We start from the raw sequence: 24,445 nt of genomic DNA, 5'->3' as shown, positions 1-24,445 counted from the left end.
GCCGGGATCCGCGGTGCCTGCCGGAACCGGCGGTGCGTGTCAGAGCCGGGTGATGTCCAGCTCACCCTCCGCGTACTGCCTGCGGATCACCTTCTTGTCGAACTTGCCGACGCTGGTCTTCGGGACGGACGGGATGATCGTCCAGCGCTCCGGCAACTGCCACTTGGCGATGCCGGACGCGGCGAGGAAGTCCTTCAGCGCGGCGTAGTCGGCGCTCGCGCCCTCCTTGAGGACCACGGTCGCCAGCGGACGCTCGCCCCACTTCTCGTCCGGGACGGCGACGACCGCCGCCTCGGCCACGTCGGGGTGCGCCATGAGTCCGTTCTCCAACTCGACGCTGGAAATCCATTCCCCGCCGGACTTGATGACGTCCTTGGCCCGGTCGGTGAGCGTGAGGAAGCCGTCCTCGCTGATCACTCCGACATCGCCGGTTTTCAGCCAGCCGTCCGCGCTGAACTTGTCCTCGGGGCGGATCGGTTCGCCGTCCGGACCGCCGTGGTAGGCACCGGCGATCCAGTTGCCCCGTACCTCCAGCTCACCGGCCGACTCGTTGTCCCACGGCAGGTGCTCGCCGCCGGGGCCGACCAGCCGCGCCTCGACGCCGGCCGGGAAGCGGCCCTGGGTGACGCGGTAGGGCCACTCCTCCTCCTCGGTCAGTCCGGCGGGCGGGTGCGCCATGGTGCCGAGCGGCGAGGTCTCCGTCATGCCCCAGGCGTGGCAGAGGCGGACGCCCAGCTTGTCGTACGCCTTCATGAGGGAGGGCGGGCAGGCCGCGCCGCCGATGGTGACGCGGGCCATGGAGGTCAGGTCGCGGGGACGGGCGGTGACCTCGGCGAGCAGTCCCTGCCAGATGGTCGGGACGGCGGCGGCGTGGGTCGGCCGCTCTCGCTCGATCATCTCGGCGAGCGGGGCGGGCTGGAGGAACCGGTCCGGCATGAGCATGTTGACGCCGGACATGAACGTGGCGTGGGGCAGGCCCCAGGCGTTGACGTGGAACTGGGGGACGACCACGAGCGTGGTGTCCTGGTCGGTCAGGCCCATCGACTCGGCCATGTTGACCTGCATGGAGTGCAGGTAGACGGAGCGGTGGGAGTAGACGACGCCCTTGGGGTCGCCGGTGGTGCCGGAGGTGTAGCAGAGCGCGGCGGCCTGGCGTTCGTCCAGCTCGGGCCAGTCGTAGTGGGCGGTACGGCCCGCGATCAGCTCCTCGTAGTCGTGCACCCGGGGCGCCGCGCCGTCAAGGAGGGAGCGGTCGCCCGGACCGGTGACGATCACGTGCTCGACCGAGGGCATCTGCGGGAGGAGCGGGGCGAGCAGCGGCAGCAGGGAGCCGTTGACGATGACGACCTTGTCGTCGGCGTGACCCACGACCCAGACCAGCTGCTCGGCGGGGAGCCGGATGTTGAGCGTGTGCAGCACGGCGCCCATGGAGGGGATCGCGAGGTACGCCTCGACGTGCTCGGCGTTGTTCCACATCAGCGTCGCGACCCGCTGGTCGGCGTCGATGCCGAGGTCGTCGTGGAGCGCGCGTGCGAGCCGGGTCGCCCGGCGGCCGACCTCGGCGAAGCTGCGGCGCTGCGGCTCGGATTCGCCGGTCCAGGTCGTGACCTGCGACTTCCCGTGGATGGTCATCCCGTGGTTGAGGATGCGGGTGACAGTCAGCGGTACGTCCTGCATGGTGCTCAGCACGGCGTCCTCCCGGTGGGCGCTACGCGGCAGTAGGGTTGGCCTGATTCTGCGCACATACCACTCGGTATGTCACTACTTCCGGGAGTACGAATCGGTTTTGTTCGACCGTGTCGTTTGTCTCTCCGCGTACGGCGGGACCAGCCGGATCATCGCACCGGAGCCAGCTCCGGGTCCTCCCTGAGCTTGCCGAGCGCCCTGGAGACCGCGCTCTTCACGGTACCGACGGAGACCCCGAGCACCTCGGCCGTCTGGGCCTCGCTCAGGTCCTCGTAGTAGCGCAGCACCACCATCGCGCGCTGCCGGGCCGGCAGCTTGAGCACGGCGCGCCACATCGCGTCGCGCAGCACCTGGTGCTCGGCCGGGTCGGGCCCCTGGACGGTCTCCTGCTCGGGCAGCTCGTCACAGGCGAACTCGTCGACCTTGCGCTTGCGCCACTGCGAGGTCCGGGTGTTCACCAGGGCGCGGCGGACGTAGCCGTCGAGCGCCCGGTGGTCCTCGATCCGCTCCCAGGCCACGTAGGTCTTGGTCAGCGCGGTCTGCAGCAGGTCCTCGGCGTCGCTCGGGTTGGCGGTGAGCGAACGCGCGGCGCGCAGCAGCACCGGCCCCCGCGCCCGGACGAAGGAGGTGAACGACGGATACGGGGCGTACGGGGCGTACGGGGCGTACGGGGCGCGCGAGGCGTGTGCGGTGCGCGGCGCCGTGCGCGGTCCGTGCCCGGCGTACGGCGTGCGCCCGGTGGTGGCGACTCCCCCGGAGCCGCCCGTGCAGACTGGCGTGGTCATGGCTCCACGCTAGGAGCGGGCGCCGTCGCGGGGATCGGCCCCAGGTCCCGAAATCGCGTCCGCCTCAGGGCGTAGGGGTAGGGCCTGCTCCACCTCCTGTAGGTGGAGTCGCCGTCCACCCGGCTCAGGGGGGTGCCCGTGGCCCCGAGGAGCCACGGACCCCGTCCGGGAGCAGGTCCCGCGGTCAGTCGTCCGTACCGAGGATCAGGCCCGAGGTGGGGACGCCGGTGCCCGCGGTGACCAGGGTTCTCGCGGTGCCCGGCACCTGGTTCACCGACGTTCCGCGGATCTGCCGGACCGCCTCCGCGATGCCGTTCATCCCGTGCAGGTACGCCTCGCCCAGCTGCCCCCCGTGCGTGTTCAGGGGCAGCGCGTCCGCCGCCACGAAGTCCGCCGCCTCACCCGGGCCGCAGAAACCGAACTCCTCCAGCTGCATCAGGACGAACGGGGTGAAGTGGTCGTAGAGGATGCCCACGTCGATCTCCGAGGGAGCGAGTCCGGAGGTGCGCCAGAGCTGCCGGGCGACCACGCCCATCTCCGGCAGGCCGGTCAGGTCGTCGCGGTAGAAGCTGGTCATCTGCTCCTGCGCCCGCCCGGCGCCCTGCGCGGCGGCCACGATCACGGCGGGCGGGCGGCGCAGGTCCCGGGCCCGTTCGGTGCTGGTGACGACGATCGCCTGCCCGCCGTCGGTCTCCTGGCAGCAGTCCAGCAGCCGCAGCGGTTCGACGATCCAGCGCGAGGCCGCGTGGTCGGCGAGCGTGATCGGCTTCCCGTAGAAGTACGCGGCCGGGTTCCGGGCGGCGTGGCGCCGGTCGGTGACCGCGACGTGGCCGAAGGCCTCCGGCGTCAGCCCGTAAGCGTGCAGATAGCGCTGGGCGGCCATGGCGACCCAGGAGGCCGGGGTGAGCAGCCCGAAGGGCAGGTTCCAGCCGAGCGCGGCGCCTTCGGCGGTGGGCTCCCGCTGCTGCACGCCGGAGCCGAAGCGGCGCCCGGAGCGCTCGTTGAACGCGCGGTAGCAGACCACGACGTCGGCGACCCCGCTCGCCACGGCCAGCGCCGCCTGCTGCACGGTGGCGCAGGCCGCGCCGCCGCCGTAGTGGACGCGGGAGAAGAACGACAGCTCGCCGATCCCGGCCGCCTGGGCGACCGTGATCTCCGGGCTGGTGTCCATGGTGAAGGTGACCAGCCCGTCCACATCGGCGGGGGACAGCCCGGCGTCGTCCAGGGCGGCCCGGACCGCCTCGACGGCCAGTTTCAGCTCACTGCGCCCGGAGTCCTTGGAGAACTCGGTCGCGCCGATCCCCACGACGGCGGCCCGGCCGCCCAGCCGGTCGGCCCTGCGTACGCTCATGCCGCCTCCTGCCCGTCGCCCGGGTCCAGCCGGGCGACCACCGTGCCCGTGACGTGACGGCCGATGCCGTTGGTCCCGACGACGGCGATCTCGGCCGTACCGTCGGCCCCGACGGCGGTGACCGTGCCGCTGAGGACCAAGGTGTCGCCGGGGTGGTTGGGCGCGCCCAGCCGGATGGCGACCCGGCGGAGCGCCGCCCGGGGGCCGAGCCGGTCGGTGACGTACCGGCCGACCAGGCCGTTGGTCGTCAGGATGTTCATGAAGATGTCCGGGGAGCCCTTCTCCCGGGCGAGTTCCGCGTCGTGGTGCACGTCCTGGTAGTCGCGCGAGGCGATCGCGCCCGCCACGATCAGGGTGCGGGTCACCTCGATCTCCAGCGGCGCGAGCCGGTCACCGGCCTTCACTCCATCCCCTCCTTCACCAGCGACTCGCCGAGTTCCTGAAGCACTTCGCCACCGCAGCCCAGATAGGCGTCGAGCTGCCGCCCCCAGAGGAAGTGGCGGTGCACGGGGTGGTCGAGGTCCGCGCCGGTGCCGCCGTGCAGATGCTGACCGGCGTGCACCACCCGCTTCCCCGCCTCCGACGCCCACCAGGCCGCGGTCAACGCCCGGTGGGCGTACGGCAGCCCCGCGTCGTGACGCCAGGCCGCCTCGTACGCGGTGACCCGGATCGCCTCGGTGTCCATATGGGCGTCGGCGGCCCGCAGCAGGACCCCCTGCTTGGTGGCGAGCGGGCGCCCGAACTGCTCCCGGGTGTTCACATGGTCCACGGCACGGGCCAGCGAACCGGCGCACACCCCCGCCTGCACCCCGGCGAACGCCGTCCGTCCCGCGGCCAGTACCCCCGCGTACGCCCCCGCGCCGCCGAGCCGCTCCCCCGCCGCCCCGTCCAGCACCAGCCGCGCCGCCGACCATGGCGCCGTGGTCTCCACCGGCTCGGCCAGCACCCCGGGGCCGCCGGTCCGCACGAGCCACAGCCGTCGCTCCCGGTCCGGTACGAGCACGAGCGAGGCGTCCCGCAGCCACGGCACGTACGGCACGCTCCCGCTCAGCCGCCCGTCACCGTCGGACCGCACGCCGCCGCGCTCCGGGAAGGCCCCGGTGGCGACGGCGGTGCCGTCCCGGAGCGCGGGCAGCAGCCGCTCGCGCTGCTCGGCACTGCCGTGCCCGGCGACCGCCAGCAGCCCGTAGACGCAGCTCGCCGCGAGCGGCACCTGCGCCGTCGTACGCCCCTGCTCCTCCAGCAGCAGCACCAGGCCCAGCAGCCCGATCTCCTCGACGGCCGCGGTCAGTCCGGCCGCGCACAGCTCCTTCCACAGCTCGGCGTCCGTGCCGGTGCCCGCCACCGCCAGCCGCTCGGGCGTCGACAGGTCGCCGAGGATCCGGGCCGCCAGCAGCCTGGCCTCGGTCTGCTCCTCGGTGGGTGCGAAATCCATCTCAGCCCTCCCCTCCCCGGAACACCGGAAGTTCCAACTCCGCGTCTACACGCAGGAATTCGAGCCGCACCGGCATGCCGATGCGGACCTTGTCGTACGGCACCCCGACGACGTTGCTGACCATCCGCACCCCTTCGGCCAGTTCGATCAGCGCCACCGCGTACGGGCCGCCCCCGCCGTCGGGGGCGAAGGCCGGGAACGGCGGGTGGTGCATCACCACATGGCTGTGGACGGTGCCCTCACCGCTCGCCCCGACCGTGTCCCACGCCTGGCCGCCGCAGGCGTTGCAGCCGGGCAGCCAGGGGAAACGGAGCGTGCCGCAGTCGCCGCAGCGCTGGATCAGCAGCCGGTGCTCGCTCACGCCCTGCCAGAAACCGGCGTTGTCGCGGTTGATCACGGGGCGGGGGCGCGGACGTACGGCCTTCTCCGCCTGCCCTGCCTTCTCCGTCTGCCCCGCCTTCTCCGCCTTCTCCGCCTGCTTCACCGGGGCCGGTTCCGGCTTCGGTTCAGCTGCCGGTTTCGCCGCGGGCGCGTACTTCAGGATGCGGAAGCGGTGCCTCCCCGCGAGTTCCCCCTCCGCCCGGACGTCCATGCGCGTGGTGACGAAGTAGCCGGTGCCCAGCCTGGTCGTCTTCCGCTCCGAGACGGCCTCGATCACCGCGTCGAAGGTGATCCGGTCCCCGGGCCGCAGCGGCCGCAGGTACTCCTGCTCGCAGTCGGTCGCGACGACCGAGGTGCACCCGGCCCCGTCGAGCAGCCCGAACAGTTCCTCGTACGCCGCCGACCGATCGGTGTGGCCCGACAGTCCGCCCATCGTCCACGCCTGGAGCATCGTCGGCGGAGCGACCGCGTCCGGCCCCCGGTACGCCGGGTTCGTGTCTCCCATCGCCTCGCACCAGTGCCTGATCATCGGCTCGTTCACCGGGTCCTTGCCGGTGCCCGCGCTGGCCGCGGCCCGGCCCTCGAACGCCTTGAGCCGCCCGTACAGCTCGTCGCTCCCCAGCTGCCCGTCGTGCCCCTCGTACCCCTCGCGCTCCTCCCGCACCACGGTCACCGCCTGCCCCTCACCATGCCGAGCCGCATCGTCGCGACGATCTCCCGCTGCACCTCGCTCACCCCGCCCCCGAAGGTGTTGATCTGCGCCGCCCGGTTCATCCGCTCCAGCTCCCCGTCCCCGAACGCCCCCGGCGAACCGCCCCTCAGCAGGCCCGCCTCCCCGGTGATCTCCTGGCACATCCGGTACACCTCCACGGCGCTCTCGGTCCCCGCGAACTTCACCCCGCTCGCCTCGCCCGGGGCCGGTGAACCCGCCCCGACCTCCGCCACCAGCCGCCAGTTGAGCAGCCGGGTCGCCGCCAGCCGGGCGTACGCCTCGGCCAGCCGGGCGCGCACCCACGGCTCGTCGGCCGGGCGCCGGCCGGTCTCCGGGTCCGGGGTACGGGCATGGGCGAGCGCCGCCCCGTAGAAGTCCTCGGCCTGCATCCCGATCGCCGCGAGCGCCACCCGCTCGTGGTTCAGCTGGTTGGTGATCAGCCCCCAGCCGCCGTTCTCCGGGCCGACGAGGTTGGTGGCGGGCACCCGGATTCCGTCGTAGTAGGTGGCGGTCGTGGTCAACCCGCCCACCGTCTCGATGGGGGTCCAGGAGAAGCCGGGGGCATCGGTCGGCACGAGCACGATCGAGATGCCGCGGTGCTTGGGCGCCTCGGGATCGGTACGGCAGGCCAGCCAGATCCAGTCGGCGTTCTGGGCGTTGCTGGTGAAGATCTTCTGCCCGTCGATCACCCAGTGGCCGGCCCCGTCGGCGCCCTCCTCGCGCACCGCCCTGGTCCGCATCGAGGCGAGGTCCGTACCGGCCTCGGGCTCGCTGTAGCCGATCGCGAAGACGAGCTCGCCGCGGAGGATCCTTGGCAGGAAGTACGCCTTCTGCTCCTCGGTGCCGTACTTCATCAGCGTCGGGCCGACGGTGTTGAGGGTGACCATCGAGACCGGTGCGCCCGCCCGGTACGCCTCGTCGAAGAAGATGAACTGCTCGTCGGCACCGCGCCCCTGGCCCCCGTACTCGACCGGCCAGCCGAGCCCGAGCATCCCGTCGGCGCCGATCGCGCGCAGGACGCGCCGCTGCTCGTCTGGGTCCGCCGCCCCCGGAGCCGTACCCGCACTCCTCGCGGGCATCACCTCACGGAAGTACGCGCGGAGTTCGGCGCGCAGCAGCAGCTGGCGCTCCGTCTGGGCCAGGTGCACGGCAGCCGCCTCCCGGACACGGTGCTTACGGATCAGGGTTTCTGACTGTCCGTCAGATTCACTGCCGCTGTCAAGGTCACGGGCCTCACCACCGCGTCCGGGACACACGAAACGGCCCGCGCGAGGTGCCGAAGCACCCGCACGCGGGCCGTTGGACGAACTCTTGCGCGGCCTATCCCGCGGTGCTGAGCTCCCAGAACCGGAAGACCGTCGACGTGTCCAGGCAGTTCTGCAGTCCCCGGACGTTCTCCTTGGCGACCGCGTACTGCTTCCCCTGCCAGAGCGGCAGGAGCGGCAGATCGCGGGCCACGGCGTCCTGGAGCTTGATGAACGACTGCCGGGCGCTGGAACGGTCGGTCATCGACGAGGTCTGCGGGATGATCTGCTTGGTGATGTCGGCGTTCTCGTAATTGTTCGACAGGACGTTTCCGTCACCGAAGAACGGCTGGGTGAAGTTGTCGGGGTCGGGATAGTCCGGCACCCAGCCCTTCACGTAGACGCCGTACTTGCCGTCGGCGATGCCCTTCTCGTAATCGCCGTAGGGCACGGACCTCATATTGGCGTCGAAAAGCCCGCTGGCGTTCAACTGGTCGGCGATGGTCTGGAATTCGTCGTCGGTCGCCGGCCCGTAACGGCTGGGGGTGGACCAGAGAACGATCCGCACCTTCTCGGTGATGCCGGCGTCCCTGAGGATTTCCTTCGCCTTCTGCGGCTGCGGCTTGTCCCCGTAGATGTTGAAGAAGGAGTTGCCGTGGCCGGTGATGCCGACCGGGACGATCGAGTAGAGCGGGGTCGCCGTGGACTCGTACACCTTGCTGACCAGGGCGTACCGGTCGATGAGGTGGGCGATGGCCTTGCGCACGGCGAGCTTGCCGACCACCGGGTCCTTGACGTTGAAGACCATGTGCTGGACTTCCGCGCTGCTGCCCTGGACGACGTCGAGGCCGTCCTTGTCGGCGGTGGGCGAGGTGTCCAGGGCGGCTATCGTCTTGGCGGTGAGACCGCGGTACGCGATATCGACATCGCCCTTCTCCAGGGCGGACTTGAGCGCCTGCTGGTCGCCTCGGAAAAGCTTCATCGTCACGCCGGAGTTCTTCACCTCGGCGGTTCCCCGATAGCCCGAATAGACCGAGAAGTCGGCCTGCGAATTATCGATGGAATCCAGCTTGTACGGACCGGAGCCGACCGTTTTCCCGCCCTTGAGCAGGCTGTCCTTGGGATATACCCGGCTGTCGACGATGGATCCGGCACCCGAGGCTATCTTGCTGGGGAACGTCGCGTCGGGCACCTTGAGGCGGAATACGACGGTCTTCTCGTCCGGGGTGCTGATCGAGGCGATCGTGGAGAGCAGCGGCGCCGGGCCCGCCGGGTCGTTGATCCTGATGGCCCGGTCGAAGGAGTACTTGACGTCCGCCGATGTGAGGCTGTGGCCGTTGCTGAACTTCAGCCCCTCGCGCAGCGTGCAGGTGTACGTCTTGCTGCCGTCGGAGAACCCGCACTCGTCGGCCGCCTCAGGCACCGGGGTGGAGCCTCCGGGCGGGAAGCTCAGCAGGGACTGGAAGACGTTGTTGAAGAGCAGCCAGGAGCCGGGGTCGTACCCCGCGGCCGGGTCCGTCGCCAGGATGCCGTCGGACATGCCGACCACCATCCGGCCCTTGCTGCTCTCGAACGGCCAGATCTGGTCCTCGGACCCGCACCCCGCCAGCAGCACCGCCACCAGCCCGCCGGAGATCAACGCGGCCGACCGTCTCGTACGAACCTTCACAGAACGTGCCTCATACTCTCGGCCGGGAGCGTGGGGGCCCCGGACAACCGGATCAGGTCAGAACTACTGCGAACGTCGCGACCATCCAGCACTGCCAGCCCGGCCGTACGCGGCGGTACGGGTGGACAGACTGCCCGGACATGGTGTTCACCAGGATTCTTTGTAGTGACCGGCTGTCGAATGACAGCTGATGAACGTTGGGGTGCAGATCATGATCGGTCTCGTGCTGCTTTGACAATCTAGTAGGAGGGGGGTCCATGTGGCGCCACATCTTGCGACAAGACCGATCACCCCTGGCCGACTCCACAGCCGCAGTTGGCTGATATCGAACGGTCCCCACCGCGCCCCCCGCCGCCGCACGCCCCTCACCCCGCTGGTCAGCGAATGACCCGCGATTAAACGTGATACGGGACTCCCCCGCACAGCGCCCCGCCGCTCCTCACTCCGTCCGGAATCCTCCCCTCCCACGCACCCGCCCGCCCGGGCACCACATTCCATGAAACAGCGGGCTATCAACCGATCCGGACCCCCACCCTCCGGCTCCCACGCACAGCAAACCCACAGTCTCTGCACGCGTGTTGCCGCTCCTCGGTTCAGCCGCGAGCCGGACGGACCCGCCCCCGCCGGCCACGCAGAGCCCCCACAGCGCCCCCAGCGCGAACGACTGGACCAGCGCGCCCACGACGGGCGCGACGAACAGGAGCCAGGCCGACCCGTCCGTGCCCAGGACCGCTCCCGCCGCGCCCACGACGACCAGAGAGGTGGGTGCGGTGAGCAGCACGGGCCACACCCCGACCATCCCCGGCTCCCCGAACAGCACGACGGCCGCTTCGAACACGACGGACGCGCCGACGATCCCCAGATAGACGGCCGAAGCGGCATTGCCGAAGGTCATACGGACCAGAGCACGAACATTCATCATCGGTTCCCCCCGAAGCTGTTGGTGCTCCCATGCTTCCGGCGGGCCCGCGACCGCGTCGTGAGTATCCGTACCCAAGTTCGATCGGTACCGGACCCCCGTTCCCGCCAGGGGTGTTGTCGCCGCCTCAGTCGCCCCAGTACCCCCAGAAGCAGATCTCCCGCGGTTCCCCCCGCTCGTCATGGAGCACCGCACACCGCCCGTACCAGCCCCAGTGGTCGAACCCCTCGAACCTCGGCACATGCGCCCGGGTGAGCTTCCTCGTCCCCAGGACCCGCAGCGCCTCCTCCTCGGTCACCTGCCTCATCGTGAAGTGCTCGGGCTCGTCCTCCGGCCCGATGATCCGGAAGATGTCGAGGATCGAGTGCGTCCCCGCTTCCCGGACGATCTCGTCGTCCCACAACTCCTCGATACTCCCCGGCCACGGCCGCCCCTCCTCCGCGGGCTCCCAGTAGTAGTCCCGCTCCTCGAAGACCTTCCGCCGCAGCGCCTCGAACGCCCCGACGAGATCCTCCTGGTACGGCACCGAGTAGTCCCACCCCGAAGCCCCCATGCGCCCCTCCCCACACACCTCTTCCAGAGCGACCGGACGCTAACAGCGGCCACTGACAACAGCCCGGGACATGAAAGAGCTGCCGGCCCCGCCCCGGTCGGCCCCTTCTCCACGACGCCGGAGGCCGGCCGACCGCGCCCCCGGACACAGCAGCAACACCTCGGCTGTACCGTCTCCACAGGCAATCACCGGAGGTGAAACGGTGCCGGGCGATCTCCAATTCAGTTGGGAACTCAGCGGTTCCGGTTGGGCCACGTGCCGTATCGCGGACAGCGCTTCCGAGCAGAAACGCTTCGTCAGCTACTGCACCGACGCACTCGCCGACCTGCTCCATCGCGTGGCGGGTCTCTACGGCCCCACCTCTGTCCAGCGGGTCTCATTCGACCTCGAACCCGCCGAGGTGAGGTGGGTCCTTCGAGGCCAGGATTCGGATGTGAACATCGCGATCTACGAGTTCCCCGACATGTCCACCAGCTATGACAAGCCGGACTCGGAGGGAAAGCTCGTGTGGCGGTCGAAACAGCCCCGCGCCCTACTGAGCCACGCCATCATGGAGGCGGCGCAGGACGTGCTCCGGGTACACGGTGAGGACGGGTACCGGGCCAAGTGGGTACAGCACCCCTTCCCCGTCGCCGCACTCCAGGACCTCCGGCGCCTGCACACGAGGAACGACTTGTGCGAGCTCCCGCATGAGGTGGCAACCCCATAGGACACGTTCGCCGGTATTCGTCAGCCTGATGTGAAACGTGGTCGAACCAAGCGCCGGTCAGCCGCTGTTCTGCGACGCTGGAGGCCGCAGCGATGCGGTGGAAGATCCACGGGGAACGTCCCATCTACGAGAACAGCTGGGTGAACCTGTGGCTCACTGACGTCGAGACGCCGGACGGGAACCGCTGGGAGCACCACGTCGTCAAGCTCCGACACCTGGCCGTGGCTGCTGTCGTCAACGAGCGGTGCGAGGTGCTGATGATGTGGCGGCACCGCTTCATCACCAACGCCTGGGCGTGGGAACTTCCCATGGGTTTGGTCGAGGAAGGCGAGAGCCCGGCTGAAGCGGCAGCCCGAGAGGTGCTGGAGGAGACCGGCTGGCGGCCCGGCCCGATCAAGCCGCTGATCTACGCCGAGCCGGCCAACGGCATCACCGACTCCCAGCACCACATCTTCCGGGCCGACGGGGCGACGTACGAGGGACCGCCGACCGAGGAGAACGAGTCGGACCGGATCGAATGGATCCCGCTGGCCGACGTGCGGGGCCTGATCGACAGACGCGAGATCGTCAGCAGTGGCTCTCTGGTCGGGCTGCTCCACGTGCTCGGTGAACGCAGAAGGGGTGTCCCTCGGTCGGGACACCCCTTCTGATCAGCACGTTCTCTGACCTTCAAGCGGTGGGTGTGGGATTTGAACCCACGGTGACATCGCTGCCACGACGGTTTTCAAGACCGTTCCCTTAGGCCGCTCGGGCAACCCACCCCTGGTCCCCCACTCGTGGCGGGGGGCCTACAGCGTACCGGCTGATCGAATCCGGTGGGCAATCCCCGTCTGCCGTCGGTCAGCTGTCGCCGCTGCGTTCTCCGAGGGTCACCTGGGCCGTTGCCGTGCGGCCGTCGCGCTTGTAGGTCAGCGTGACGCGGTCGCCGGGCTTGTGGGTCCAGATCTCGCCGATCAGGGTCGGGCCGCTGTCGATCACGGTGTCGTTGAACTTCGTGATGACGTCGCCCGCCTTGAGTCCGGCCCGGTCCGCGGGGCCGCCCTTGGCCACCGCCTCGGTGCCGCCCGCGCCCCGGTCGGAGATGACCGCGCCGCCGGTCTTCTCGGTCATGGTGACCGTGGCACCGATCACCGGGTAGACCGGCTTGCCGGTCTTGATCAGCTGCTGGGCGACGTTCGTCGCCTGGTTGATCGGGATCGCGAAGCCGAGGCCGATGGAGCCCGCCTGGCTCTGGCCCATGCTGCTGCCGGTCGACTGGATCGCCGAGTTGATCCCGATGACCGCACCGCGCGCGTCGAGCAGCGGGCCACCGGAGTTGCCCGGGTTGATCGAGGCGTCGGTCTGGAGGGCGCTCATGTACGAGTTGCTGCCGCCGGAGGCGTCGCCGGAGGCGACCGGGCGGTTCTTCGCGCTGATGATGCCCGTGGTGACCGTGTTGGACAGGCCGAACGGGGCGCCGATCGCGATCGTGGAATCGCCCACCGCGACCTGGTCCGAGTTTCCGAGGGACAGCGGGGTGAGGCCCGACGGCGGGTTCTTCAGCTTCAGGACGGCGACGTCGTACCCCTGGGCCCGGCCGACCACCTCGGCGTCGTACTTCCGGCCGTCGGAGAACGTCGCCGTGAGCTGGCCGCTGTCCGCGGCGGAGGCCACCACGTGGTTGTTGGTGAGGATGTGGCCTTGCTTGTCGTACACGAAGCCGGTGCCCGTGCCGCCCTCGCCGTCACCGCTCTGGGCGTCGATGGTGACCACGCTGGGCAGCGCCTTGGCCGCCACCCCCGCGACCGTGCCGGGGTCGCGCTTCAGGTCCTGCGGGTTGGGCGACGCCGAGACCGTGGTCGACCCGGAGTCGCCGTTGCGGTCGGCCGCCCAGAACCCGAGGGCACCCCCGATGCCACCGGCGATCAGCGCCGCGACCGCCACCGCCGCCACCAGGCTGCTCGCCCCGCGCCGCTTGCGCGGGCCTTCCGGGCCGTACGGCTGGGACGGAGCGCCCCAGACCGGGCCGCCGCCGCCCGCACCGGGGGAGGCGTACGCGGGCACGGCGGGCGGCGGCCAGTTGGCCTCGGCGGCCGACAGGGGGGCGTGCGGCACCTGGGGCGTGTGCGGAGGCGCCGCCGGGGCGGGCGGGGTCTCCTGCGCGCCCGCCGGAGCGGGCGCGGAAGCAGGGGCGGGGGCAGGGGGCGTACTCCCGGGCGGTGCCTGAGGAGCGTCGGCCGGCACGGGAGGTGCGGACGGAACGGACGGAACGGCCCCGGCCGCAGTGCCCTCGTTGCCCTCGTTCTCTGTGCTCACAGCTCTTTACTCCTCGGTTCCACATCAAAGTTCGGCAAGAGATCCGCTGTGTAGGTGTCTGCTTACAGCTTTTCCCAAGGCACGTCAGGCCACTGTAAGCAGGACCTGTGCATCCGCACACCAATCTTTACATCGGGCAAAACGCGCACCGGGCACAAGACGCACCACGGCCCGTGTGCGCCGCCCGCTTCGCGGAGTGCGCCCGTCCGCCGGGCGGGGTGCGCGAGGCGGCCTCCGCGCGGTGACACGATGACGCGGTGACCCACGCACGGCAGCAACCCGCCCACCAGCCCATCCAGGTGATCGCCCATCGGGGCGCCTCCGACGACGCCCCCGAGCACACCCTGGCCGCGTACCGGAAGGCGATCGAGGACGGTGCCGATGCCCTGGAGTGCGATGTACGGCTCACCGCCGACGGCCACCTCGTGTGCGTGCACGACCGCCGGGTGAACCGTACGTCCAACGGCCGCGGCGCCGTCTCCACGCTGGAGCTCGCCGATCTCGCCGCCCTCGACTTCGGGTCCTGGAAGGCCCGCGAGGAGTCGGGGGCCCCGGAGACGGAGTCCCCGGACTGGGATCCGGTGCCCGGGGAGCTCACCTCCGTACTCACCCTCGAACGGTTGCTCGAACTCGTCGTCGAGACCCGGGCCGCCGGACGCCCGCTCCAGCTGGCCGTCGAGACCAAGCACCCCACCCGCTGGGCGGGCCAGGTGGAGGAGCGGCTGCTGCACCAGCTGAAGCGGTTCGGACTCGACGCCCCGGCGCCCGGCGAACCGTCACCGGTACGCGTGATGAGCTTCTCGGCGCGCTCGCTGCACCGCGTCCAGGCCGCGGCCCCCACGCTGCCCACGGTGTACCTGATGCAGTTCGTCTCACCGCGCCTACGCGACGGACGGCTGCCCGCCGGGGCCCGGATCGCCGGCCCCGGGGTGCGGATCGTGCGCAACCACCCCGGCTACGTCGAGCGACTGCACCGCGCGGGACACCGCGTGCATGTCTGGACGGTGAACGAACCGGAGGACGTCGAGCTCTGCGTCAACCTGGGGGTCGACGCAATCATCACGAACCGCCCAAAACAGGTCCTGTCACAACTGGGACGTTCTTAGCGTCAGTTACACGGAGTGCACCGGCGCATTCGAACGGTATTCGATCGTTACGAGTGCGTCACCGGCAGCCCAATGGCCGGTTTCCGGTCCAGCTCAGGGGGGCATCCACACCGTGGCGTGGGGCAAAGGAGGTCTCGGGGGTGGCGTTGGTGGTGGCACAGGAAGTGCCCACGTCGTCGAGCATGGCCGTACCCCATGGCCCTGCGGGCGTGGGCCAGGCGCGACACCGGATGCGCGAGCAGTTGCGCAGCCACGGGGTGTCGGATTCGGTCGTCGACGATGCAGTACTGATTCTTTCCGAACTGCTCAGCAATGCCTGTCGGCACGGCAGACCACTGGGCCGGCACGCGGACGTGGGGGACGGTGACGTCCGCGCCGCGTGGCACGTCGACCGGACCGGCGGGCTGACTGTCGAGGTGACGGACGGCGGCGGCCCGACACGTCCGGTTCCGGCTACGCCGTCGGTGACGGCGCGCGGGGGCCGGGGGCTCAACATCATCAGCGCGCTCGCCGAGGAGTGGGGCGTACGGGACAGCTCGTCCGGCGAGGTGACCGTCTGGGTCCTGGTCAACGAGGGACATGAGCGGGCATCCGGTACGCGGGGCAGATCCGGTGTGCCGGTGGCGTCGGCCCGGCCGGGTTCGGGGCTGTCGCTCGACGGGCTGGGTTTCCCGGACGCCTTCGAAGACGCGGGCTGACACCGCCCGGAGCCGGGTGCGGGACGCGGGGTGCGCGGGCGCGCGCCAGGACGCGGGGTGCCGGGTTCGGGGCGCGTACGCGGGTGCGCATCAGGTAAGGACTCGGAGCACGTACGAGGGTGCTGGAAGCGGAGGCGGGTGCGGGGCGGGGCTGGTGCGGTGGTCATGGCCACCTGTGTCCGGTACCCGCCGGGGGCGGCTAGGCTCGCGGCCCAGACCGCACTGTCGCAACCGGGAGAAAGCCCACCATGGCCAAGAAGCGCCCTCAGTCCAAGGCCGGGAAGCCGCAGCTCAAGGACGGCGAGATCCCGGTGGTCGGGGCTCGTGAGCCCTGCCCGTGCGGTTCGGGCCGCCGTTACAAGGCGTGCCACGGCCGCGCCGCCGCCCAGGCCGTGACCGAGCTCGTCCACCGCCCCTTCGAAGGGCTGGCCGGCGAGTGCGACTGGGTCGCGCTGCGCGAGCTGGTGCCCGCCGCGACGGTCGAACTGACGCTGAAGGACGGGCTGCCCGAGGGCGTTCCCTCAGTGTCGCTCGCGACCGTTCTGCCGATGGCCTGGCCCGCGCTGCGCCGCGACGACGGCTCGGTACTGCTCGCCCTGCAGAACGACACCCCCTCCGGCGACCTCAGCCGGGACCTCGCGGACACGCTGCGGCAGGCGCTGGAGGCCGAGCCCGGCTCGCCGGTGGCGGCACGGCGCGCACCGGCCGACGGCCCGCGGCTCCAGGACGTGCTCGACCCGGCCGCGGCGTTCGAGCCCGTCGTCCACACCGGGTTCGAGTTCTGGGTTCCGGACGCGGAGAACGCCACCCCCGAGGTGGGCGCCTCCCTGGAGCGCGCGAACGAGGCGGCCATCCCGACGACCCGGCTCGCCGGTGTGGAAGCCGCGTACTGGTGCGAGACGCCGGAGAAGAACCACCTGCGCTGGGTCATGCCGCACGCCGAGGAGCAGCTGCTCGACGCGCTCGCCCGGCTGCACGCCGCCGGTACCTCCTCGCTGGGCGAGGGGACCCGGCTGGTCGGTTCCTTCCGGGCACACGGGCTGATGGTCCCGGTCTGGGACCTGCCGAGCTCGATGGGCGCCGAGGAGTGCGAGAAGCCCGCGGTCGAGTTCGCCGAGCGGCTGGCCGGGGCGCTCGCCTCGGACACGCCGCTCAGCGCCGAGGAACGCCGGGCACGTGGCGGGCTCACCAATCGCCAGGTGACGCTCAGCTGACAGTGACGGCCCCCGGCCCCAGCGGGGGTCATCGCGTGACTCGCGTCACAAACCCCGGTACTCGCAGGTAAATCCCTGTCCGAATACGCGAGATCGAATTTGCGAACGGCAGATCTCTTGTTACCGTTCTAGAAGCCCGGTCGCTGGTGCATCCCCCGTCGCCAGCGACCGGGCATCCTCATTTCCGGATACGGCGCACAGCGTGCGGCGCGGCGCACAGGCCCGCGCACAAACCCTTCCGGCCCTCTCCACCCCCGTCGAGCACCGCTCCGGGCACCGTGACCCGGACCCTCGCCGCCGAGCAGCCCGGACGCATTCCTTTCCCCGAACACCCCTGCCTCCCAGGGGAGATACCGGAACGACACGTGCCGGATCGCCCGCGCCGGACAGCGGATGCACGACACCGGATATCGGACACCGCATATTCCGCGACTCCGGACGAGGGGCATATACCCGTACCCCGGAGGGGTTTCGAATATCTGACTCCGGAGCCATTTTCCGCCCGAATTCATCGAATGAACATTCGACGAGCTTCAAGGTGTCGCATTACGGGAAGATCCACGGAAAGACCTACGGAAGGATCCGCGGAAAGGGCGTCAGGCACACTTCTCGGACCGGGCTTTGCAGCAGCAGATTTCGCACGGCGCGATCCGGACCGGTAATCCGACCATGATTCCAGCCGGAATCCCGGCCCGGCCCAAGGCCAGGATTCCGGGCCGGGGGCACCGAGCAGGGGTGCCTTCAAGGTACGGACCCGGGTTACGGACCGGGTTGCGTCCCGGGGGCCGCGCCGGTCAGTACGCGAGCCGGCTGCCGCCGTCCGGCGCGCCGGTGCTCGCCTCGACCAACGCGTCCAGCACCGTCCCCACATCCGGCAGCCACGGAGCGGCGGCGACCGCGCCCCCGCTCTTCCTGGTCCGGCCCAGTGCACGCGGCCGGATCCCCGGGACGGGGGACCGTTCCCAGCGCACCTGCCCCGCACCCGCCACGGACGGCGGCAGGACGATGTAGCCGCCCTCCCCGTGGAAGCGCAGCGAACTGGGCACCCAGTCCTGGGCGTACAACAGCTCGCCCAGACGTTCGAGGTCGTACGGGGCGACCAGGATCGACCACCGCGTCGGCGTCGCCACCACGGGGCCGAGCCGCACACCCATCCGGTCGAGCGCGGCCAGCGCCCCGACCGCGGCCACGGCCGGCAGGCTCAGCGCGCACGGCGCGCGCCCGCCCGTGGCCAGGACGATCGGAGCACCCGGCCGATTGGTCCACCACCAGCGCACCATGCGCTCGTCGGTGGTCGCCGCGAGGAGGCCGGGGTCGAAGGGGTGCGCGCCGGGCACGGCGCACTCGGGATCGGGGCAGGCGCAGCCGCGACCGCCGCCCACCCCCGGCCCCACTCCGGGCAGTACGGGCCACCGCCATGCGGTGGCGCAGGTCAGGGCCGCGTCGAGCGGGGCGGTCCTTCCCCCGCGCCGGAGCCTGCGTCGCCTTCCGAGGATCTCGCGCATGAGCGCTCGTTCCTTTCCGTTGAACGCCGAGGGTCCACGTCACACCACGTGCGAATTGCTGTACGTGAGCCTTGCTTCGCTGTGCGTACATGCTCTTCAGGTCTGCGGTACGGGTGGGTCGTCGATACCGAGCATGGGCCGAGCAGGTGCGGGACGGGCCCGGACGGGACGGTCCGGACACGCATGGCGAGGAGCGGCGCGCATATCGCGCCCGCGGTCCCGAAGTGCGAACCCCGCCACTCAGGGTGGGGGCGTGGCCGTCACCAGAGAGGACGCCCGGGCCGCCTGCTGGGTTCCGGGACGATCGGACTGTCCCCGGCCTTCATCGATTACGTACCCAGCATGCCCGAAATGACGCTCTCTCCAGGACTTCACCCGAAGAACACCCCTGGTCGAGCACGCCCAGTCGACCGCAAATGGCGACCCTGAGCCACGATTTTTGGCCAACTTGACGTTCTCTTGGACACCATATTTCCCGTGGGGACAATGCTGGACATCGCCTCACATGTGCGTGTACATGTGGTGCTGCGTGTACATGTGGATGCGCAGATGGCGGCGCAGAATGACATGGGGGTTTGCGATGCTATTCGACGAAAAACACTGGTCGGAAAGCCGGAAGCCATGAGCGCCCCGCATCTTCCGAAAGTGGCTGGAATCGATCCCACTGTTCCGGTTTCAGCGCACACTCCCGGGTCCCTGTCCGACGTTCCGTCCGCTCCGGGGACCTTCCTCCAGGACCGGCTCGCCGGCTGGATCTCCGATCTCACCACGCTGCACGAACTCACCGAGCGGCTGGCCAGAACCGGCACCCTCGACGAGGCGCTGCACGAACTGCTGGACGCCGGGGCCGCCCTGGTCGGTGCCCGCCGCGGCCTGGTCGTCCTCGAACCCTCCGACCGCCGCGGCCCCGTGAGCACCGTCGGCCTCGGACTCACCCACGCCGAGCTGGGGCTGATCGAGACGGTGCCGCGCGCCGCCACCTCGTACGGCCGCATCCTGGAGGGGTTCCCCGATACCGAGGCCGCACCGGCCACCCCCGATCTGCTCGGCGACACCGCGCTGGACCCCCGCCGCCGCGAGGTCGCCGCCCTGCTCGGCTACGCGGCGAGCTACGCCGTACCGCTCACCGCCGAGGCGACCGGGCTGCTCGGCGCCGCGGTCTGGCTGTACGACGAACCCGCCGAACCGCTGGAGCGCCGGCGCCATCTCGTCGGCCTCTACACCCGGTACGCCGGTGAGCACCTGGCCAGGCTGGTGGAGCTGGAGCGGGCCAGGGCCGATGTCGCCACCGTCACCGAGGAGCTGCTGCCCAGCAGGCTGCCCCGGGTCAACGGCGTACAGCTGGCCGCCCGGCACCACCGCGGGTCGCAGGGCGGCGGCGACTGGTACGACGCGCTGGCGCTGCCGGAGGGTGCGCTCGGTCTCGCCGTGGGCTCGGTGGAGGGGTCCGGGCCCGGCGCACTGGCCGCCATGGGCCGGCTGCGGGCCGGGCTGCGGGCGTACGCGGTGATGGAGGGCGAGGACCCGGTCGCCGTGCTCTCCGATCTGGAGCTGCTGCTGCGGCTCACCGAACCGTCCCGGACCGCGACCGCGCTCTTCGCCCACTGCGAGCCGGCCGGGCGCAAGATCCTGCTGGCGGGCGCGGGCCACACCCCGCCGCTGGTGATCGGCGACCGGCGCACCGAGTTCGTCGAGACCTCGGTCTCCGCCCCGCTGGGCATGCTCGCCTGCTGGGAGGCGCCCAGTGTGGAGATCGCCCCGGCACCAGGAGAAACCGTCCTGCTCTGCACCGACGGACTCCTGCGCCGCGCCGGCGGGTCGACGGACCGGGCGTTCGCCCGGCTCCACTCGGCGGCCGCGTCCGTGCCGAAGGCGGCGCGCCACGACGCCGGGGCCGTCGCCGACCACGTGCTGCGCGCCATGCTGCCGGACGGCCCCGACCACGGCGACGCCACCCAGGACGTGGTCGTCCTGGCCGCCCGCTTCGGCTGAACCGCGGTGCGGTACACGGGCCGGGCCTGTAACAGGCCTTCCGGCTCTGTGCCCCCTATCGGCACGCCCGTACGATGGTCGGGGTCCAGTGTCGTATCAAGGAGAGACAAATCGTGGCTGAGGAGCTCACCCCGGAGAACCCGGAGACCGAGGAAGAAGAAACGGTCAAGCAGCGGAAGAACGGCCTGTACCCGGGCGTCTCCGACGAACTCGCCGCGAACATGAAGTCGGGTTGGGCCGACACCGAGCTGCACGGCCTCGAGCCGATCGCCCAGGCCGCGCACACGGCCGACCGCCGCGCCGCGCTGTCCGCGCGGTTCCCCGGCGAGCGGCTGGTCATCCCCGCGGGCAACCTGAAGACCCGTTCCAATGACACCGAGTACGCCTTCCGCGCCTCCACCGAGTACGCGTACCTCACCGGCGACCAGACGCAGGACGGCGTCCTCGTCCTGGAGCCGACCGCGGACGGCCACGAGGCCACCATCCACCTGCTGCCGCGCTCCAACCGCGAGAACGGCGAGTTCTGGCTCGACGGCCAGGGCGAGCTGTGGGTCGGCCGCCGCCACTCGCTGACCGAGGCCGAGCAGCTGCTGGGCATCCCGGCGAAGGACGTGCGCGAGCTGTCCGCCGCGCTGGCCGAGGCCACCGGCCCGGTCCGCAACGTGCGCGGCCACGACGCCTCCGTCGAGGCCGCGCTCACCGACAAGGTCACCGCGGAGCGCGACGAGGAACTGCGCGTCTACCTCTCCGAGGCCCGGCTGGTGAAGGACGCCTTCGAGATCTCCGAGCTGGAGAAGGCCTGCGACGCCACCGCGCGCGGCTTCGAGGACGTCGTGAAGGTCCTCGACAAGGCCGAGGCGACGAGCGAGCGCTACATCGAGGGCACCTTCTTCCTGCGCGCCCGCATCGAGGGCAACGACATCGGTTACGGCTCGATCTGCGCGGCCGGCCCGCACGCCACCACCCTGCACTGGGTGCGCAACGACGGTCCGGTGCGCTCCGGCGAGCTGCTGCTGCTCGACGCCGGTGTGGAGACCAACGACCTCTACACCGCCGACGTGACCCGCACCCTCCCGATCAACGGCACGTTCACCCCGCTCCAGCGGAAGATCTACGACGCGGTGTACGAGGCCCAGGAGGCGGGCATCGCCGCCGTGAAGCCCGGCGCCGCCTACCGCGACTTCCACGACGCCGCGCAGCGGGTCCTCACCGAGAAGCTCGTGGAGTGGGGCCTGCTGGGCGACCTCTCCGTCGACAAGGTCCTGGAGCTGGGGCTCCAGCGCCGCTGGACGCTGCACGGCACCGGTCACATGCTCGGCATGGACGTCCACGACTGCGCCGCCGCGCGCACCGAGACGTACGTCAACGGCACGCTGGAGCCCGGTGTCTGCCTGACGGTCGAGCCCGGTCTGTACTTCCAGGCCGACGACCTGACCGTGCCCGAGGAGTACCGGGGCATCGGCGTCCGGATCGAGGACGACATCCTCGTCACCGAGGACGGCAACCGGAACCTCTCCGACAAGCTGCCGCGCCGGTCCGACGAGGTCGAGGCGTGGATGGCCTCGCTCAAGGGCTGACCCGGGAGAACCGGACGGAAGGACGCGCTGCTCAGGAGACCATGAGCAGCGCGTCCTTCCGCCATTTCAGGATCTTGTCGAAGCTGACGACGGCCCCGCTGCCGGGGCGGTTGCCGAAGTGCACATGGTCGGCGAGCTGCTCGATCAGACAGAGCCCCCGCCCGTCCTCGGCGTCGGGCGGGGGACAGGGCCGGGGGGCGTACGCATCGGTGCCGGGCTGCCGTTCGGTGCCGGGGAGCGGGCTCCTTGCGGGGAAGCCGGGGCCGGAATCGGCGACCTCGATACGGCATCGCTCGCCGTCCAGATAGGCGGTGACCCGGTACCGGCCCGAGGGGGCCGCCGGCTCCTCCGGGTCCGGCCGGTCCTCTTGGAGCCGCCCGTCCTCCCGGTTCTCCGGGTCCGGCCCGGCCCGGTGCGCGCCGCCGTGCTCCACGGCGTTCGCGCAGGCCTCGCTGAGCGCGACCGACAGGTCGAAGGAGATGTCCGGGTCGACCCCGGCGGTCTCCATGGTGCCCAGCAGGAAGCGGCGGGCGAGCGGGACGCTCGCGGCCTCTCGCCGCAGATGGAGGGACCACCAGATGCTCATGCTCCAGCCTCCTGGCTGCGGCTCGACATACCGATACGTATTACCGCGCGGTCACCTTCGTAAGCGCACCCCGGATGTGAGACCGCTCATTCGGCGGATAGCCAGCTCTCCGTGCGCCCGTGTATGCCGAGGCGGCCGGGCGCGTCGGACGGCGGGGAGGCGCGTCGGGCACGTGAGGGGCGCGTCGGGGCACGCGGGGGCGGATGCCGACCCGGTGGACCTGCCGTTCCGGTGGCGGTGGGCCGGTGCGATGATGGCCCCGCCATGTCTATGCCCGTCGCACGCGCCGGAGCCGGTCTGCGGCTCCTGAGGACCGCGGTGTTCGCCGCGGTCTGTGTCGCGCTGTCCGCGGCCGGTCATGCGCTGGCCTCCTGTGCGGCGGTTCCCTGGTGGACCCTGCTCGCGGGGTTCCTGGGGATGTTCGCGGTGGCGGCGCCGCTCGCCGGGCGCGAGCGTACGTTGCCGTCCATCACCGCCGCGCTGGCGGGCGGGCAGATCGCCCTGCACGCCCTGTTCGGCCTGGGCGCCCACGGCACCCCTGCGAACGCCGCGGTGAACGGCGACGACGCGTTGATCCGGTTCGCGGCGAGCCTGGTCTGCGGGGCCGGACCGGCCCAGCTGAACGCCGCCGATGCCCATCGCATCGTCACCACCGCGGGGATCGACCCGGCGTCCGTGCTGGCCGACGCGCGGTACGACGTGGCCGCCGCTTCAGGGATGCCGGGCATGCCCGGCATGGGCTCCGGCACCCTCGGCCTGCTGCCCGACCTGCCCATGGTGCTCGGTCACCTGCTGGCCGCGCTGGCCACCGGCTGGCTGCTGCGCCGTGGCGAGATCGCCCTTTTCCGGCTGGTCCGGCTGTCCTCCCACGGGGCGCGGCAGATCGCGGCCGGGGCCCGGCTGAGTGCGCTGCGTGCGGCGTTCGCCCTCGTCGGCGTCCTGCGGGCCGGGCTTTCCGGCCCGGCGACCGGGCCGCGCTTCGCCCGTACGGCGGCCGATGCCCCGGTTCCCGCCGCCGGGGACCCTCTGCAGCACCAGGTGATCAGGCGCGGGCCGCCGTCCGCGTACGCGCTCGCAGCCTGACGCGACACCCTCCGCCCGGCGCCCGGAACGCTCCCGTTCCCCGTACCGTGCCCGCCCGGCGCATGCCCGCCGTTCGCGGGGGAGAGGAGAGGTGTCGTGATTCCGTCGCGCACCCGCGTGCCGGACCACCTTTCCTTCGTGCTTCGTGGAGTGATTCCTGTCATGAACGTTTCCCGCATCGCCCTCGCCGGCGGCCTCGCCGCGTCCACCGTCCTCCTTCTCGCCGGTACGGCCTCCGCGCACGTCAGCGTGCAGCCGGTGGGCGAGGCCGCCAAGGGCGGGTACGCCACCGTCAACGTCAAGGTGCCCAACGAGCGCGACGACGCCGCGACCACCAAGGTCGAGGTCAACTTCCCGACCGACCACCCGCTGGCCTCCGTCATGCCGCAGGCCGTCCCCGGCTGGAACGTCGAGGTCACCAGGAGCAAGCTGGCGAAGCCGCTGGAGATGCACGGCCAGAAGATCAACGAGGCCGTCTCCAAGGTGACCTGGACCGCCGAGGGCGCCAAGGACGAGCGCGGCATCCGCCCCGGCTCCTTCCAGCAGTTCCCGCTCTCCCTCGGCCAGCTCCCCGAGAACGCCGACCAGCTGGTGCTCAAGGCCGTCCAGACCTATGACGACAAGGAAGTCGTCCGCTGGATCGAGGAGCAGAAGCCCGGCGCCGAGGAGCCCGAGAGCCCGGCGCCCGTGCTCGCGCTGACCGCGCCGGCCGAGGACGGCCACGGTTCGGTCGGCGCCCCGAAGGCGGGCGACGCGAAGGCCGACGGCAAGGAGACGGCGGCCGCTTCGGACGCCTCGGCCAGTGACACCACGGCCCGGGTTCTCGGCATCGTCGGCATCGTCGTCGGCGTGGCCGGAGTGGCCTTCGGCGTGCTCGCCGGCCGCCGCCGTACCACCTGATCCACTGCCCCACCCGTCCCACCGACCACCAGGAATCAGTGCTCC

22 protein-coding genes and 1 tRNA gene are annotated in these 24,445 nt (G+C 71.1%); 9 read left to right on the top strand and 14 right to left on the bottom strand.

Translation table 11 applies throughout. The features are described 5' to 3' along the window. Positions 1-39: 39 nt before the first annotated feature. The 10 genes from ACFCV8_RS00420 to ACFCV8_RS00375 all read right to left on the bottom strand — a co-directional run bounded on the left by ACFCV8_RS00420 (position 40) and on the right by ACFCV8_RS00375 (position 10,735). On the bottom strand, positions 40-1,689 hold the full coding sequence (locus ACFCV8_RS00420; protein WP_376682995.1) for a long-chain fatty acid--CoA ligase: 1,650 nt from the start codon (positions 1,687-1,689) through the stop codon (positions 40-42). Between the two features lie 146 nt (positions 1,690-1,835). Next, positions 1,836-2,471: a SigE family RNA polymerase sigma factor gene (locus tag ACFCV8_RS00415; protein WP_376682994.1), complete on the bottom strand. Its 636-nt coding sequence runs from the start codon at positions 2,469-2,471 to the stop codon at positions 1,836-1,838. 184 nt (positions 2,472-2,655) lie between these two features. After that, complete coding sequence (locus tag ACFCV8_RS00410) at positions 2,656-3,822, bottom strand: lipid-transfer protein (protein WP_376682993.1); 1,167 nt, start codon at positions 3,820-3,822, stop codon at positions 2,656-2,658. After that, a complete protein-coding gene (locus ACFCV8_RS00405) occupies positions 3,819-4,226 on the bottom strand; it encodes a MaoC family dehydratase (RefSeq protein ID WP_376682992.1) in 408 nt (135 codons plus the stop codon). The genes ACFCV8_RS00410 and ACFCV8_RS00405 overlap by 4 nt, the downstream gene beginning before the upstream one ends. Then, positions 4,223-5,257, bottom strand: coding sequence for an acyl-CoA dehydrogenase family protein (locus tag ACFCV8_RS00400; protein ID WP_376682991.1), 1,035 nt, complete (start codon positions 5,255-5,257; stop codon positions 4,223-4,225). Before ACFCV8_RS00400 ends, ACFCV8_RS00405 begins: the two co-directional genes overlap by 4 nt. 1 nt (position 5,258) lies before the next feature. After that, entirely contained in the window at positions 5,259-6,305 is a 1,047-nt protein-coding gene (locus ACFCV8_RS00395; RefSeq protein ID WP_376683032.1) for a bifunctional MaoC family dehydratase N-terminal/OB-fold nucleic acid binding domain-containing protein, read from the bottom strand. A gap of 2 nt (positions 6,306-6,307) precedes the next feature. Next, on the bottom strand, positions 6,308-7,498 hold the full coding sequence (locus tag ACFCV8_RS00390) for an acyl-CoA dehydrogenase family protein (protein ID WP_376682990.1): 1,191 nt from the start codon (positions 7,496-7,498) through the stop codon (positions 6,308-6,310). A 172-nt stretch (positions 7,499-7,670) separates the two neighbouring features. Then, positions 7,671-9,263 (bottom strand): ABC transporter substrate-binding protein, encoded by a 1,593-nt coding sequence (locus ACFCV8_RS00385; RefSeq protein ID WP_376682989.1) that lies wholly within the window; start codon positions 9,261-9,263, stop codon positions 7,671-7,673. Between the two features lie 439 nt (positions 9,264-9,702). After that, positions 9,703-10,158 (bottom strand): SCO4225 family membrane protein, encoded by a 456-nt coding sequence (locus tag ACFCV8_RS00380; RefSeq protein WP_376682988.1) that lies wholly within the window; start codon positions 10,156-10,158, stop codon positions 9,703-9,705. 151 nt (positions 10,159-10,309) lie between these two features. Beyond that, positions 10,310-10,735: a hypothetical protein gene (locus ACFCV8_RS00375; protein WP_376682987.1), complete on the bottom strand. Its 426-nt coding sequence runs from the start codon at positions 10,733-10,735 to the stop codon at positions 10,310-10,312. 202 nt (positions 10,736-10,937) lie between these two features. Here ACFCV8_RS00375 and ACFCV8_RS00370 point away from each other — a divergent pair, with 202 nt between their 5' ends. After that, on the top strand, positions 10,938-11,444 hold the full coding sequence (locus tag ACFCV8_RS00370) for a hypothetical protein (protein ID WP_376682986.1): 507 nt from the start codon (positions 10,938-10,940) through the stop codon (positions 11,442-11,444). 92 nt (positions 11,445-11,536) lie between these two features. Further along, the gene (locus ACFCV8_RS00365; RefSeq protein ID WP_376682985.1) at positions 11,537-12,094 is read left to right on the top strand and encodes an NUDIX hydrolase; all 558 of its coding nucleotides are present in this window, start codon (positions 11,537-11,539) and stop codon (positions 12,092-12,094) included. Positions 12,095-12,118: 24 nt separating this feature from the next. Here the strand turns inward: ACFCV8_RS00365 and ACFCV8_RS00360 are convergent. After that, a tRNA-Ser gene (locus ACFCV8_RS00360) sits at positions 12,119-12,205 on the bottom strand. 79 nt (positions 12,206-12,284) lie between these two features. Beyond that, a complete protein-coding gene (locus tag ACFCV8_RS00355) occupies positions 12,285-13,739 on the bottom strand; it encodes a S1C family serine protease (protein ID WP_376682984.1) in 1,455 nt (484 codons plus the stop codon). Between the two features lie 257 nt (positions 13,740-13,996). Between ACFCV8_RS00355 and ACFCV8_RS00350 the strand changes: the two genes are divergently transcribed. The 3 genes from ACFCV8_RS00350 (at position 13,997) to ACFCV8_RS00340 (ending at position 16,757) form a co-directional block, all read left to right on the top strand. Further along, positions 13,997-14,845: a glycerophosphodiester phosphodiesterase gene (locus ACFCV8_RS00350; RefSeq protein WP_376682983.1), complete on the top strand. Its 849-nt coding sequence runs from the start codon at positions 13,997-13,999 to the stop codon at positions 14,843-14,845. Positions 14,846-14,898: 53 nt separating this feature from the next. After that, a complete protein-coding gene (locus ACFCV8_RS00345; protein ID WP_376682982.1) occupies positions 14,899-15,543 on the top strand; it encodes an ATP-binding protein in 645 nt (214 codons plus the stop codon). Between the two features lie 248 nt (positions 15,544-15,791). Further along, a complete protein-coding gene (locus tag ACFCV8_RS00340) occupies positions 15,792-16,757 on the top strand; it encodes a DUF5926 family protein (RefSeq protein WP_376682981.1) in 966 nt (321 codons plus the stop codon). Between the two features lie 794 nt (positions 16,758-17,551). Here ACFCV8_RS00340 and ACFCV8_RS00335 read toward each other — a convergent pair. Continuing rightward, complete coding sequence (locus tag ACFCV8_RS00335) at positions 17,552-18,262, bottom strand: bifunctional DNA primase/polymerase (protein WP_376682980.1); 711 nt, start codon at positions 18,260-18,262, stop codon at positions 17,552-17,554. Between the two features lie 645 nt (positions 18,263-18,907). Here ACFCV8_RS00335 and ACFCV8_RS00330 point away from each other — a divergent pair. Together ACFCV8_RS00330 and ACFCV8_RS00325 are read left to right on the top strand one after the other, a co-directional pair. Continuing rightward, positions 18,908-20,254 (top strand): PP2C family protein-serine/threonine phosphatase, encoded by a 1,347-nt coding sequence (locus ACFCV8_RS00330; RefSeq protein WP_376682979.1) that lies wholly within the window; start codon positions 18,908-18,910, stop codon positions 20,252-20,254. 113 nt (positions 20,255-20,367) lie between these two features. Then, complete coding sequence (locus ACFCV8_RS00325; RefSeq protein WP_376682978.1) at positions 20,368-21,831, top strand: aminopeptidase P family protein; 1,464 nt, start codon at positions 20,368-20,370, stop codon at positions 21,829-21,831. Positions 21,832-21,862: 31 nt separating this feature from the next. Here ACFCV8_RS00325 and ACFCV8_RS00320 read toward each other — a convergent pair whose 3' ends face one another. Next, positions 21,863-22,417: an ATP-binding protein gene (locus ACFCV8_RS00320; RefSeq protein WP_376682977.1), complete on the bottom strand. Its 555-nt coding sequence runs from the start codon at positions 22,415-22,417 to the stop codon at positions 21,863-21,865. Between the two features lie 264 nt (positions 22,418-22,681). On the opposite strand from ACFCV8_RS00320, the gene ACFCV8_RS00315 reads away from it, so the two are divergent. Both ACFCV8_RS00315 and ACFCV8_RS00310 read left to right on the top strand, forming a co-directional pair. After that, positions 22,682-23,500, top strand: coding sequence for a hypothetical protein (locus ACFCV8_RS00315; protein WP_376682976.1), 819 nt, complete (start codon positions 22,682-22,684; stop codon positions 23,498-23,500). 162 nt (positions 23,501-23,662) lie between these two features. Beyond that, a complete protein-coding gene (locus ACFCV8_RS00310; protein ID WP_376682975.1) occupies positions 23,663-24,400 on the top strand; it encodes a YcnI family protein in 738 nt (245 codons plus the stop codon). Positions 24,401-24,445: the final 45 nt, after the last annotated feature.

The sequence above is a fragment of the Streptomyces sp. NPDC056347 genome (assembly GCF_042262625.1).
Lineage (GTDB): Bacteria > Actinomycetota > Actinomycetes > Streptomycetales > Streptomycetaceae > Streptomyces.
This window is presented reverse-complemented; position numbering and strand designations above follow the sequence as displayed.